Consider the following 13332-nt stretch of genomic DNA (forward strand, 5'->3'; position numbering starts at 1 on the left):
TCGACCGTTAGCGTCAGCTATCGGCCAATGGTGTTGAAAAAACCGGTCATCCAAAACTGCATGATCATTGACCGGTGAAAACGCCATTTTTACACGCTGCTACGTGAAATCTGCGACTGGAAACCTCTGCTAAAAATAAAGATTTCAATCTCGGACGCATACTTTTCTGCTACGGAAACCATGGCCGACTTTTTCAACAAAATCGGCCAAAAACAGACGCTTACGAGCGTCCATTTTCGACCCAAACCTGGCCCATATGCTTCTCAGCCCTACAGAGAAACGCGCTTACCCATGTACGTCAGACCTTCTGGCGAGCCGACAACTTTGAGTGCATTTTTGTAGCCATAGAACTGGCCTGGCTGCTTTCCATCAGGAATCCCGTCAAGACCATTAACTACTGCGGTGTTGCCACCGAACGACAAGAATCGGGGGGCATAAGGCGATGCCCCGTCTGATACATAAAGTATCGGACTTGGAATTTCGCGAGGTTGGCACCAAGAATAATATGAGTGAACAACGCCAGCTAGTACCTCACTGGCTGGGTCGTTCCTTGAGAAGAGGACAACGTACGGGCGCCAACTGCTCTCATGTTCACAAGAAACACCAAGTGAGAAGTTACGCTCTGCTAGCTCGCCAATTAGATGTAGCAAAACTTTCGCTGTATGCTCATCCAGCTTTTCTGGGAAGGAAGCCATTTTAGCATTGTCGTCTATCCATAAAGGCCACCCGCAACCATAGACCAGTTGATATGCCGCCTCTTTTACCGAGTAGAACGGAATGGCATCAAAGTTCTTTGATTGGGTTACCTGTCTGCGCGACTTGGCATTTTCAAAAGCGCTCGTTTCTAGAGATATTGCCCAGTCAGACCGTTGCAGCTCTGACTGAATCTCGAGGTCAAAAGCATTCAGAATTGCCGAAACCCAGCATCTGGACTCTGTGCATAGCGATACAGGAAGATTTCTTTCTCGCAAATCCAGTGAGCGGAACCCTTCAAAGATTTCGTCTAACCCTAGCGCCTTAACCCCGTCGTAAACCAGGGTTTCCTGAACTGATTCTGCCTGTGTTTCTACCAAGATCAGGCCCGGCAACTTTCGTGTACTCATTTCCTCAAACAGTAATGTAAGGGCTGGAACTATAGAGTGTCGTTGATTGCCAGTGAACACCACAGGGCCGTTCTCTGAGTACTCAAGGCCAAGCTGGTACAGAGCACTCAATGCTGCTTGATGGTTATCGCTTCGCCCAAGAATCGACCAGAACGGTGCGTTCTTTTCCAGTCCCAACCGTCGAGAGATATTTTCAACATCGGTAAGTGAGCGAAATCCGCGAGATACCGCCACGGCGTGCTGGCATACCTTGAGTGGATACTCAGTACCAAAAACCAGCTGGGAGTTTTTTTGGAGACGCTTGGCGTCACGCTTCAATGCCGAGACGTTACGAACAACGGACGCAGTAAGACTGCGAATTAGAGAAAACGCCATTTTTTAGCCTTTGATGCCTACTTGGGCACCTTACGGTCAGAAAAATCGGCCCGCATAGAAATGGGAATTTCATACAGGGGCCATTAGTACAAAAGTGCGTCCCTCTCAGGTTTCAATGCGCCGCACCAGCGCAGTCGTGACGGTAGCTCAAAACTTTCTCAATTTGCAAGGTAAAGCCATGCGTGAGAGTCACCTTCGGATTTTGACGGCTTTTGGTGACCGCTCTTGGCCGATTTCTGCCTTTCGCCGCCGTCAGCTTTGGGTCCAGACCGCTGGCCTACCCGACTGGCCTCTTCTCACTCTCACATTGGAAATGTGTTATTAGGCACGTCAGCGCTGGTGGGAGACCGAAGACATGGAAATCATTTGCTGAATCGTGCCAGCAACCTCTGCGCATCGACAGGCGGTCATCTTTCTACCGAAACGAGCCGGGCATAGTGGTGCCGACGGGCAATGGCGAAAAAATTGGTAACTCAACCTATGCACTATGACTATGGTGATAGCCGGTAGCGGCCCCCAGGACCACTGCGCAAGCTATTGAAATTTAAGGGTTGCAGGCTGGATATGTGTTAGTTCCTGTAGGTTGTGAAATCTTTATTCATCCGACGTATTAAAAACAGCAACCCTTGGCTTAAAGAATTCTGGTTACCTGCCGCTATAAAGGTTGAGTCTTGCTGTTTTTCTATACAAGACGACGCGGAAGGACAAGAGTTATAGTGACTATCAAAATTAAAGGGATATTTATGAGATTCGCTAAACTGTTCGGGACAGCAACTTTATTCGCCTCTATGATTGCATCTGCCCAAGCAGGCACAATCGTCACCGTGAAGGTGAAGAACTCTACGACCGGTCCAGCCGCGTACACTTTCGAGTACTTCTCTGGGAGTGTAGCGCCCGCCCCAAGTACGATTCTGCCTTCTGCAACGACGACATTTGCCCTGACCAGTGTCGCGGATACGGTTTCAGGAATGCGATTCGTCTATACTTCAGGTAATAAGAAATGTCGTTTTGCAGCAAGCCACCAGGTCAATCCAACGACTAAAGCCCCTAGCTGGACTAAAATGGGCAGTAGCACTGGTTCCGATAACGCTACTTGCAACGCCAATATCACAGCAATTCAATCGGCGCCTCCCTATAACTACACTGTCGAATTTGAAATCAAATAATCCGACATTTGTATAGGCACCCTAGCTGAAGATAGCTCTCGAGCTCTTCAGCACATGGAGTATTACCATGGATATTTCGATCAAATCGTATCAAGCAAGTACACAGGCAAAGGCTTCTACACAAGAGAAGCTTCCTTCTTCCAACCCTGTAAATTTACCTTCAGGGTATGCCGCCCCCAAAACGACCGAGACCGTCACAATCTCCGATTCTGCACGGGCACTGTACGCATTAAGTAACGCTGATGACAAACAAGCCTCTATGTCCAATAGGGATTTAAAAGGACAATATGCAAAAGGTCAGAGCGATATGTACAATTTCGGGCAGCGGATTGCTGGTGGGAATCTTAATAATGAGGATCTACTTCCCAAAACAGACGACCCTGTCCGTTTGGCGTTAGGTCAGCAGTCACTGGATTACGCAGTTGGACTGTCTAAGCTCCCCCCAGAAAGACTTCCAAACCCATTTGAAGGTATGGCCCGAAACGGGCTAAGCAATATAGTTTATGATGATTCAGGAACCTATACGGATGCAGAACGATATGCCGCTTATGGGGAGCTTAGTAAGCAGGATGAAACATATTTTTCCAAGTTGTACGCCAATATAACGAACGGCGGTGACAACAGTGAAATCTTCAAAGGCATCATGGACTATTTCGATGATCTTCCAGGGGTCGAGAAAGCGGCATACCCTGATGGCTTTAGGGACAGTATAAAAAATCTTTACCAAGAGCAGTTAGGACAATCGGGGCCGCTCGCCCTGCTCAGGCAATCGACTGAAAACGACTCTGATAAATTGTCCCCGAGCTTCTTCAACAAGGAACAATCACCGGAGCAGATGTTACGAGCCGTCTTAGAAAAAGCGATTGCTCGTTCGACGGTCTGACCCGTCCAAAGCAACCAATGTGTCGTTGCACGGATCAATGACGGAGCGTTTTTACACACTCTGGGTCGAAAGCCGTCTTTCGTAAATGTCGGCTAATGGCCGCTTTTGGCCGAAAGCTACCTTCGCCACAGACCTCTCGATCACCGCCCCCACTCAGTTCGTGACGGTGATCGTCGCAGCCCTTCTCCTGCCCAGCACTACCTTTCAGCGGATAGATAACCAAATCCCACCCAATAAAAAACCCCGTAGACGTTAATCTACGGGGTTTCCAAGAGTGGAGGCCGAGGTCGGAATCGAACCGGCGTAGGCGGATTTGCAATCCGCTGCATAACCATTTTGCTACTCGGCCTCAAACGATCAATGCCTGTGTTGCCGGCATTCATCGCATACAAACTTGAGTGGGCTATGTGAAGCGCGCCTCTACTCTAACTCATTGAATACATTGAAGTTTTTAATGCTTCATTGCGTTCGATGGGCGCCATTATGTACTCATTTGCTTTTGCCTGCAACCCCTTGATTTCAAAAATATTTCGCATTGGCATCAAGGGGTTGCGTGCCTGCCCTACTCCTGGATGCGTTGCTCCTGGTAGTGCGGGTCGGCCTTGATCTGGGCGTCGGTGAATGGCAGTGGGCGCAGGGTTTTCTCGGAGAATGCCTGGGTCTGGTCCTTGGAGTAGTTTGACTCGGGATTGCTGGACTCGGAGAACGCCAGTACGCCTACCGCCTGGGGCCCTTTGTCGTCGAAGGTGACGATTTGCAGATAGCTGGTGCCGCTGACGACTTCGCGTTTGCCGTCGGCGCGGGGTACGGTTTGCATGGCGTTGTAGATGCCCAACTCCTGCGGGCCACCGTGGATCGGGGTTTGGCCGGAGACTTGGATGTCACCCCAACGGCTCAGACCGAGTTTGCCGACTGCGGTGCTTGAGGCCAGCATGGCTTCGCGCAGGGCTTTGGCCACGGGCGCGCGGTCAATGGCCAGGCCGCTGGGGGTGGTCAGCGGGTGGGCCGGGTCGAAGGCGACACGCCAGGCATCGGGTATTTGCTGCAGGTGTTCCACCAGGTTGATGAAGTGCACCAGGCCCAGGCCACTGTCGAGGTTGGCGCGTTGGTCCCAGGTTTTCAGGCTGGTGCACAGCGGCTGCAGCGCGACGGCATCGTTGCCCAGCTGTTTGGCGCAGAACTGCAGCAGGTCAGGCATGACTTGCCCGGCAAGGTACACCTCGTTGTCCATGACCATGTTTTGCAGGGCGCTGACGGTGATGGGTTGTTTCTCCAGGGATTGCAGGCGCTGCAGGGCGAATCGGGCGCGGGGGCCGAGGCCGATGTTGTCCTGGCTGATCACCGGGGAGAAGCCGGTAAGCGGCGCCTTGGGGTTGACCATCCACGCAGAATCGTTGGAATGCTGCACATAGTCCGTGCGTTGCAGTTGCGGCAATTGGGCTGCGGCGAAAATGCCGGCCTGGGCGGCCTGTGGGTCGATGTCCCAGGCGCAGGCGCTGCGGCTGCCGTCGAGCATGATCATTTGCAGGCCGGCGCGCGGGTCGCTGCATTGCGCCAGTTTGGCCGCGCTGACGTTGGGCACCACCGACAGGTTCATGTACAGGCTCTGGCCCTGATCATCGGCGGCCAGGGTGTTGACCCAGGGGATGCCTTGCAGGGTGTGCACCGAAGTTTGCAGTTCTGCGAGGCTACCGGCGCGGTTCATGGCGTACCACTGCTGCAGCACGCGGTCGTTGCCGAGGTTGGCGTCGCGCAGGCTGAAGGCGTAATGGTTGTCCCAATCCAGCTTGCCGGGCCACTGCACCACCGGGCCGAACTGCGAGCTGTAGACCGTATGGGTGACGTCCTTGACGCTGCCATCGGCCTGCTTGACCTGCAGCGTCAGCGTGGTTTTATCCAGGGGCACGGACTTGCCATCGAGCAGGTAGCGGGTGGCGTCCTTGGGGTCGAGCGTCAGGCGATACAGGGTGAAATGCTTGGAGGTGTCCACCGTATGGGTCCAGGCCACGTGCTGGTTGAAGCCAATGTTCACCACCGGCAACCCTGGCAGCGCTGCGCCCATCACATCCAGTTGGCCGGGGATCGTCAGGTGCATCTCGTAAAAACGCATGCCGCCCACCCACGGGAAATGCGGGTTGGCCAGTAACATGCCACGCCCATTGAAGGAGCGATCGCGGCCCACCGCCACGGCGTTACTGCCCCGGTCGAGGGTGAAGCGCTGTTGATTGGCAGCGGCCACTTCGAACGCCTTGGCGTCGGGCTGCACGGCGGCGGTGGCCTGGGGTGGCGTCGCGCCCACCAAGGCTTCGGCGAATTGGCCGACACCGCCTTCTACCAGCAGCCTACGGGTCAACTTGATCAGGTCTTCCTTGACCAGCGGACGCACCCACGCCGCCTGACACTGCGCCGGCGCGCCCTGCTCTTTCAGATAACGGTTGTAACCGGCCACATAGCCTTCGATACGCTGGCGGATCTGCGGCGTTTGCGCCTTCCAGAACGCCTCCACCGCGTCCGGTGTGTTGAGCCAGGTAAAGAACACATCGCTGGCGAGGTTGTTGCGTTCCTCCAAGGTTGCCTGCTCGGGGCCGAAGAACCGGGCGCGCTGGCCATTCACCGTGATCACTTCATTGGCCAGCAGGCACAGGTTGTCCTGGGCATACGCATAGCCGATGCCGAAACCCAGGCCGCGCTCATCATTGGCGCGGATATGCGGCACGCCGTAGGTGGTACGCCGAATCTCTGTGGACGCCTGCGCCACCGGCTCCCGCGCCGATGCCGCCAGGCTCATTCCCAGCAACAGCCCTGCCACGCATACCCTGGACAACCCGTTGAAAATAATCACGCCGACTCCACAGTCAAATTGAACACCCTCGGTAGGGACAACTCCCCCACCGTAAGGACGCAGCCAACCGAAAATAATTTAATGGCGTGGGCGGTTTATTCCGGGCGCTCGCACTGTGACAAACCCGATATCGACAAAATTTCTACATCCTGCACTTCATGATTTTGCGCGTTCGTTCGTCTTAATGAATAAGAGCACCATCATTTTCCTGATCAGGCTCTGATAAGGAGTTTTGCATGTACAACCCGCAAGTGCCCACGGATGGACATTCATCGACCGCCGAGGCCAATGTCGGCAACCCCCCCCCTGGGTTCGGCAAAACGCCCGAACAGCAGGGCAACCAGCGTATTCGCCATTTGCTCAAATGCTTCGGTCTGCGCACCAGCCTGATCCGGCTGAAGGTCATCGACGCCCTGCTCACCGCTGCCGGCAACCAGCGCACCCTCGGCGTGCGCGGCGTGCACAGCCATTTGCTGGAGCTGGGCATCCCGTTGTCATTTCTCAGTGTGCGCGAGGTGCTCAAGCGCTTGTGCAGCGAGGGCGTGATCACCCTCAATGCCGACAAGAGCTACAGCCTCCACGAAGAGGCCGCCAAAGTGCTCGAGGGACGCGCCTGAAATCACGCGCGCATCAGAAGTGTGGCTTGACCTTGCGACGCATGATGCCGTTGATCACGACCACCACCACGGCAATCGCAATGGCCAGGTACTGGAAGGTTTTTTCGCTGATGGCGCCAATGTTCTGCAGGTAGGACAGGCCGAACATCGAGGCCAGCACGGCCAGGGCAATCAGAATCGAGTATTTCAAGCGTTGTTTCTGGGTCATGACGAGTTCCTGAACCTTAAAGAATGTATCCACTGTGTATCGCCGCAGATGCCAAGCACATACCCGAAAACGGGGATGGACGCAGGGCGGCAAGGTCTCATGTTACAGGCGATGAAAAGCTTTGGCTCGTTCCGCGCCCGATTGACCTTGTGAGCCCCTGGAGGATTGCCCAAATGCTGCGTCGCATCACCCTGCTGATTCCCTTGCTGATCATGTTGACCCTGAGCGGCTGTTTCTTTTTCCCACGAGGTGGCGGCGGCTGGCATGACCATCGCTACGGCGGCGGCCCAGGCTACGAGCACCGCTGAATGAACGAGCGTCTCGCTGCCGGCGAGACGCTCACCCTGGAAAAACCGCTACCCGCCATGCACCCAGCGCTGATGCAGCCACCGCGCCAACGCATCCAGCGCAAACCCCAGCAGCCCGATCAGCAACACCATCGCCATCAGTTCCGAATACGCCAGCCGGTCACGGGTATCGAGGATGTAATACCCCAGCCCCGCACTGACCCCAAGCATCTCGCACGGCACCAGCACAATCCACAGAATGCCGATGGCCAGGCGCACGCCCGTCAACACATGCCCCACCACGCCCGGAATGACCACCCGGCGCAAAGTCTCCCAGCGCGTCGCGCTCAAGCTCTTGCTCAATTGCAGCCAGCGCGGGTCGAGCTGGCGCACCCCCGCCGCCGTGTTGAGCATGATCGGCCACACGGCGGCGAACGCCAGCAGGAAATAGATCGGTTGGTCCCCCACCCCCATCAGCATCACCACGATCGGCATCCACGATAAAGGCGAGATCATCCGCAAAAACTGGAAGGCCGGCGTGGTCGCCGCCTCCAGCTTGCGCGAACTGCCTACCAATAAGCCCAGCGGCACTCCCACCAGCAAGGCCAGGAACAGCCCGACGAAGATGCGCTTGAGGCTCACCGCGATGTGCACATACACCTCACCGCGGCCGAGCAATTCCCACAGGCTGCTGAAGGTCGCCGCCAGGGAAAAGCGCGCCGACAGCCCGTCCGCCACGCCAAACAGTTTTACCCCCAGCCACCACAACACCAACAATCCGGCCAGGCCGCCGAACCCGAGCACCCAGCCCGGCCACGCGCCGGTTTTTCCGTTGTTCAAACGCCAATCTCCTCATGCCGCGCGTAACCGTCGGGCAAGCCGAAGGTCTGCATGCCGCCGACGGCCTCGATGGCGTTGCGCACAAAGCGGTCGTCCACCAGGTCCTTGGCAACGAACGCCGGGTCGAGGTCGGCGAGGAATCGCTTGTCGCCTTCGATCAAGGTGTCTTTGAGGCGGCGCACCAGTTCTTCGGTGTAGCTGGGGAATGGGTAAGGTTGGAAGTCGATGCGGTGTTCGTCCCAGTTGGCGTGCTGGATCGCGCCATCGGCCAGGTACCCGGCGCGATCGGCGGCGGCAGGCGCGAGCACCTTGCTCAATACCGGTTCGGCATGCGGCGTGTAGCGGTTCGGGCCGTCCTTGGACAGCAGCTTCACCGCCTCTTCGCGATGGTCACGGGTCCAGACCTGGGCCTTAACGATGGCGTTCACCACTTTCTGCGACCATTCAGGACGGTTGGTCAGGTCATGTTCGTGCATGAACACCACGCAGCAGGCATGGTTGCGCCATATGTCGCCGGTAAAGCGCTGCACCCGGCCGACCTTGAGGTTCTCGGCCAGGGCGTTGAACGGCTCGGCGACGATGTAACCGTCGATGCGCTTGCTGGCCAATGCCGGCGGCATGTCCGACGGCGGCAGCACGATCAGGTTGACTTCATTGGCGCCAATCGCACCGCCCGCCGCGCGTGCCACCGGCGTCAGCCCGTTATCGCGGAACAACTGCTGCACCACCACGTTATGAATCGAATACCAGAACGGAATCGCCACCGACTTGCCGCCCAGCTGCTTCACGTCGGTGATCCCCGGCGCCACGGTCAGGCCAGACCCGCCGACGTGGTTCCATGCCACCACTTTGGCTGGCACCTTGCTGGCATAGCGCGCCCACACGGTCATGGGCGACAACAGGTGAATCACGTTGACCTGCCCCGAGATGAACGCTTCGATCACCTGGGCCCAGCTGCGCAGCAACACCGGGCGTTCAGCCTTGATGCCTTCGGCTTCGAACAGCCCATTATTGTGCGCGACCAACAGTGGCGTGGCGTCGGTGATCGGCAGGTAGCCGATGCGCACCGGCGCGTCGGGCTCACTGGCGGCGCGCGCCTGCAGGCTGCTCAGCAGCGGCAAGGCACCGGCAGCGCTGAGCACCGCCGAGAGTTTGAGAAAGTCGCGACGCGAGTGGGTCAGGTCATCCAGACACATGGCTAAGCTCCAGCAGATCAAGGGGGTTGGGTTGAGGGCGGCTCGCCTGCCGCAGGGTTTTAAGAATGTCGATGCGCAGCGCGCCAATGGCTTCGACCTGGTCCTCACGCGGTTGCGGCAAGTCGATTTGCCACTCGCCCAACGTGCGCGCGGGGCGGTTCCCCAGCAGCAGGATGCGGTCAGACAACAGCAAGGCTTCGTCGATGTCGTGGGTGATCAGCACAGCCGCCGAGCCCTGTTCGCGATTGACCTTGAGCAACAGGTGCTGCATGTCCGCGCGGGTCACTTCATCGAGGGCGCCGAAGGGCTCGTCGAGCAGCAACACCTGTGGCTGGCGGGCCAGGCAGCGGGCCAATGCGGTGCGCTGGGCCATGCCGCCGGACAGCTGCGCGGGAAATTGGTGACGGGCGTGTTCCAGGCCGACAGCGGCAATCGCATGCTCCACACGCTGGCGGCGCTGTTCATTGCCCAGGTGCGGTTGCCGGGCGAAATCCAGGCCGAAGGCGACGTTCTTTTCCAGGTTCAGCCACGGCAGCAGGCTCGGGTCCTGAAACGCCACCGCCACCCGAGGATGCGGGCCATTCAAAGGCTCCCCCAGTACGTGTACGCTGCCGCCCTGGGGCGCCTGCAAACCGGCCAGCACACGTAACAGACTGGACTTGCCCACCCCGCTGGGGCCGAGGATCGACACCACTTCGCCGGGCTGCAACTGCAGGTCGAAGCCTTCCAACACCAGGCCACTGGCATACCCTAAACAAACGCCCTGCGCCGTCAATACCGCCGGGCTCATAGGTTGGCCTGGCGGTGCAATTCGGTGCGCAATTGCACCAAGCTGGGCGTGACGATGGGCACAAACGCCGATTCCCGCCAGCGCCGGGCAAAGCCGCTGCCATGGGCGGTGAGATAGGCCTTGCCGCCGCTGGCCTGCAATTCCAGCTGCACAGCGCTGGCGGCGGTTTCCGCCAGGGCGATGCGCAGCTTGAACAACGGCACCGGTTCAGCGGCGAACCGCCCGGCCAGCAGGCCGTTCTTGAGTTCGTTGACCAGGTGATCGAGGGTCACGCGCAGCGCTTCGAGTTCTTCGCGCAATACGGTGCGCGAAGCGCCCAAATGATGAGCCACCTCCGCCAGGGAGCGGCGCGCCAGCCCGATCGACAGGCCGCATTGCAAACCCAGGAACGCCGGGCGCACGGCGGGCAGGAACTGGCGCGCGTCCTCATGCAATAACCAGTCGCGGCTCAGCTCCACGCCTTCCAGGCCGAGGGCGGCGGTATTGCTCGACTGCAGCCCGAGCAACTCCAGGTCGCGGGAGCGCTGCAAGCCGGCCACCGAATCTGGAATCGCCAGGATAAACGGCGCGCCGCCAGCCGCGTGTTCAACGGCCGCAGCGGCGACGAAGCCGCTCTTGCGCAGGTTGGTCACCCAATGCAGGCGACCGTTGAGGGTCCAGCCGTGGTCGTTGGGTTCGGCGCTGATCTGCAGCGTCTCGATGCCGGACAGGAACTTCATCGCATTCGACAGCCCGGTGGCACCGGCCAGCTTGCCGCTGAGCAAGTCCGGCAGCAGTTGCTCGCGCAGCGGCGCGTTAGGGCTCTGCAGCAGGTATTCGATAAACGAGCGTTGGCCCCAGCAGACGAACGCGGCCGCCAGGGAATGGCTGGCGATATTGGCGATGGCCTCCACGGCCCCGGCCACGTCGCCGCCGAGGCCACCCAAGGCTTTGGGCACGCCGACGCGCAACACATTGGCCTCTGCCAGCCGTGGCAGCACTTCCTGTGGATCGCAACTGCCCACATCCAGGGCCTGCGCTTGAACATCGAGCCAACGGCTCAAGATTGGGTCAAGCATGTACGTTTCTCCTTGTTCCTACAGGTGGACCATCGCCGGTTCAGCTTGCCGGTTTTTCCCAACGGTATTGCGCCAGCTCCGGGTTCAGCGGCGTGCGCGCAAACACATTAGCGAAATTGCACAGCGTCGCCAGGCTGACGCCCAGGATCACTTCCAGCGCATGCCCGTCGCTGTAGCCGGCGGCGCGGAACGCGTCATAGCCTGCATCGCTGACATCGCCACGGGTAGCGATCACTTCACGGGTGAACGCAGCGAGTGTCTCATAGCGCGCATTGGGCAACTCACCGCGCTGGCGCAGCGCGTCAATCACGTCTTCGGGCAGCTTGGCTTTGTTACGCGCGACGGCGGTGTGCCCGGCCACACAAAAATCGCAACCGTGCTGGGTGGCAGCGATCAGTTGCACCACTTCGCGGTCAGCCAGGCTCAGTTCCGACTTGGCATTCAGGCCGGAAACGGTGATGTAGGTTTCCAACGCGGCCGGAGCATTGGCCAGCACGGCGAGCAGATTGGGAATGAACCCCGAGCCTTTCAGCGCGTTTTCCAGAAAGGGCCTGGCGGCTTGCGGCGCGGTTTCAGGGGTGAGCAGCGGTACGCGGGACATGGAGTGGTCTCCTCATGGGTGAATGACTCCAGTCTGTTGGTTATAAAAAAACCGCTCAATAGGCTAAAGTAGCGATTACTTGCTCTAGAGTCTTTTCATTAGATGAATTCGTCCAGCGCACTCGTCGATTGGTTATTAGACAGCCTCGAACTCAACACTAGCCTGTTCCACGTCGGCCGCTACTGCGGCGACTGGCACGCGAGCACCCATGGGCTGGCCAGGGCGAGTTTTCATCTGATTGTGCAAGGCGAATGCTGGCTGCACATCCACGGCCAGCCGGCGCAGTACCTGAACAACGGCGATGCGGTATTCCTGCTGCGCGACCTGGAATATCGGCTGTCCGGTGCAGACACTGCGCAGGGCGCGCAGGAATGCCCGCGCCGCCCGATGCTGGCGCTCGACCGCCACGCCACGGACGGGGTGGGCCTGGTCTGCGGCTTCTTTCATTTCCAGTCCGGGCTGTCGGCGATGATCGTCGACAACCTGCCCGCCTGGATCATCCTGCGCGCTGGCGACCCGTCGTTGACTGCCGCGCGCAATCTGTTCGAACTGATCCTGCAAGAGTGCGAGCGCCAACCGGCGCCCTCCTCGGCCTTGCTCGAACGCCTATGTCATTTGCTGTTTCTGTATGTGCTGCGTCAACAAGTGCTCGACAACACCGAATTGGGCGGGCTGGCGGCACTCGCTCGGCACCCGGCATTTTCCAATTTGTTGGAACAGCTGATTGCACGTCCGGCCGAAAACTGGACGCTGGAAAGCATGGCCGCCTGCACCGGGCTGTCACGCTCGGCGTTTTTCAAACGTTTCAATGAACTGTGCGGACAATCGCCGGGCCAAGTGTTGTTGATGATGCGCATGCGCCACGCCTGCCAGTTGTTCAAGGCAGACCAGACCGTGGCGGATGTATCGCTGGCGGTGGGCTATCAATCGGTGGCGGCGTTTACCCGCGCCTTTCATAAAGTCACCGGGCAACAACCGGGCGCCTACCGCCGCGCGCAAAGCTAGCGCCGCAATCCATTACCCGGCGCGGCGCACAGACGCCATGGTCGGCCTCCACCTGCCTGAGTGGATGAGGTCAAACTGTGGGAGGGGGCTTGCTCCCGATGGCGGCCTGACAGCCGACCAGGATGCTGGATCAAAGCGAGTACATATCCGTTGCTGCGGTAACGGCGGCTTAGGGTTCCGCCCTTACGGCGGGTCACTTTGGAAAAGAGCCCCAAAGTAACCAAAGGGCTCTTGCCCCACCACTCGGCACCTCGCCTAGGCTCGGTGTGCCCGTAATCCGACAGTGATTTGGGGCGCCTAGATCAAGAGCAAGATCAAGGGCGGCTCGCTCCGCATCGTGGTTACCGTTGGCTGCTACAAA

Annotated in this window: 13 protein-coding genes and 1 tRNA gene; 5 read left to right on the forward strand and 9 right to left on the reverse strand. The window is 58.5% G+C overall.

Annotation, left to right across the window (positions count from 1 at the left end):
- Window positions 1–269 precede the first annotated feature (269 nt).
- Window positions 270–1478 (reverse strand): hypothetical protein, encoded by a 1209-nt coding sequence (locus tag C4J92_RS14365; RefSeq protein WP_124404323.1) that lies wholly within the window; start codon window positions 1476–1478, stop codon window positions 270–272.
- 716 nt (window positions 1479–2194) lie between these two features.
- Between C4J92_RS14365 and C4J92_RS14370 the strand changes: the two genes are divergently transcribed.
- Both C4J92_RS14370 and C4J92_RS14375 read left to right on the forward strand, forming a co-directional pair.
- A complete protein-coding gene (locus tag C4J92_RS14370; RefSeq protein WP_124404324.1) occupies window positions 2195–2644 on the forward strand; it encodes a hypothetical protein in 450 nt (149 codons plus the stop codon).
- 67 nt (window positions 2645–2711) lie between these two features.
- On the forward strand, window positions 2712–3527 hold the full coding sequence (locus C4J92_RS14375) for a hypothetical protein (RefSeq protein ID WP_124404325.1): 816 nt from the start codon (window positions 2712–2714) through the stop codon (window positions 3525–3527).
- Between the two features lie 275 nt (window positions 3528–3802).
- Here C4J92_RS14375 and C4J92_RS14380 read toward each other — a convergent pair.
- Window positions 3803–3876: transfer RNA gene (locus tag C4J92_RS14380), tRNA-Cys, on the reverse strand.
- 213 nt (window positions 3877–4089) lie between these two features.
- Entirely contained in the window at window positions 4090–6369 is a 2280-nt protein-coding gene (locus C4J92_RS14385) for an acylase (protein ID WP_124404326.1), read from the reverse strand.
- 236 nt (window positions 6370–6605) lie between these two features.
- On the opposite strand from C4J92_RS14385, the gene C4J92_RS14390 reads away from it, so the two are divergent.
- A complete protein-coding gene (locus C4J92_RS14390; protein ID WP_124404327.1) occupies window positions 6606–6986 on the forward strand; it encodes a fe2+ zn2+ uptake regulation protein in 381 nt (126 codons plus the stop codon).
- A gap of 13 nt (window positions 6987–6999) precedes the next feature.
- Here the strand turns inward: C4J92_RS14390 and C4J92_RS14395 are convergent, their stop codons facing one another.
- Window positions 7000–7194, reverse strand: coding sequence for a hypothetical protein (locus C4J92_RS14395; RefSeq protein ID WP_124363023.1), 195 nt, complete (start codon window positions 7192–7194; stop codon window positions 7000–7002).
- Window positions 7195–7367: 173 nt separating this feature from the next.
- Between C4J92_RS14395 and C4J92_RS27230 the strand changes: the two genes are divergently transcribed.
- Window positions 7368–7502: a hypothetical protein gene (locus C4J92_RS27230; RefSeq protein WP_256657411.1), complete on the forward strand. Its 135-nt coding sequence runs from the start codon at window positions 7368–7370 to the stop codon at window positions 7500–7502.
- Window positions 7503–7550: 48 nt separating this feature from the next.
- On the opposite strand, the gene C4J92_RS14400 is transcribed toward C4J92_RS27230, so the two are convergent.
- The 5 genes from C4J92_RS14400 to C4J92_RS14420 are packed head-to-tail and all read right to left on the reverse strand — an operon-like array spanning window position 7551 to window position 11966.
- A complete protein-coding gene (locus tag C4J92_RS14400; protein WP_124404328.1) occupies window positions 7551–8321 on the reverse strand; it encodes an ABC transporter permease in 771 nt (256 codons plus the stop codon).
- Window positions 8318–9517, reverse strand: coding sequence for an ABC transporter substrate-binding protein (locus tag C4J92_RS14405; protein WP_124404329.1), 1200 nt, complete (start codon window positions 9515–9517; stop codon window positions 8318–8320). The genes C4J92_RS14400 and C4J92_RS14405 overlap by 4 nt, the downstream gene beginning before the upstream one ends.
- The gene (locus C4J92_RS14410; RefSeq protein WP_124404330.1) at window positions 9504–10307 is read right to left on the reverse strand and encodes an ABC transporter ATP-binding protein; all 804 of its coding nucleotides are present in this window, start codon (window positions 10305–10307) and stop codon (window positions 9504–9506) included. Before C4J92_RS14410 ends, C4J92_RS14405 begins: the two co-directional genes overlap by 14 nt.
- Window positions 10304–11365, reverse strand: coding sequence for an acyl-CoA dehydrogenase family protein (locus tag C4J92_RS14415; RefSeq protein ID WP_124370846.1), 1062 nt, complete (start codon window positions 11363–11365; stop codon window positions 10304–10306). The genes C4J92_RS14410 and C4J92_RS14415 overlap by 4 nt, the downstream gene beginning before the upstream one ends.
- A 40-nt stretch (window positions 11366–11405) precedes the next feature.
- Window positions 11406–11966: a carboxymuconolactone decarboxylase family protein gene (locus C4J92_RS14420; protein ID WP_124367191.1), complete on the reverse strand. Its 561-nt coding sequence runs from the start codon at window positions 11964–11966 to the stop codon at window positions 11406–11408.
- 102 nt (window positions 11967–12068) lie between these two features.
- Here C4J92_RS14420 and C4J92_RS14425 point away from each other — a divergent pair, with 102 nt between their 5' ends.
- Window positions 12069–12971 carry an AraC family transcriptional regulator gene (locus C4J92_RS14425; protein ID WP_124404331.1) on the forward strand — a complete coding sequence of 301 codons (903 nt, stop codon included), beginning with the start codon at window positions 12069–12071 and terminating at the stop codon, window positions 12969–12971.
- The last annotated feature ends 361 nt before the right edge of the window (window positions 12972–13332 follow it).

This window comes from Pseudomonas sp. R3-18-08, from assembly GCF_003852065.1.
GTDB lineage: Bacteria > Pseudomonadota > Gammaproteobacteria > Pseudomonadales > Pseudomonadaceae > Aquipseudomonas.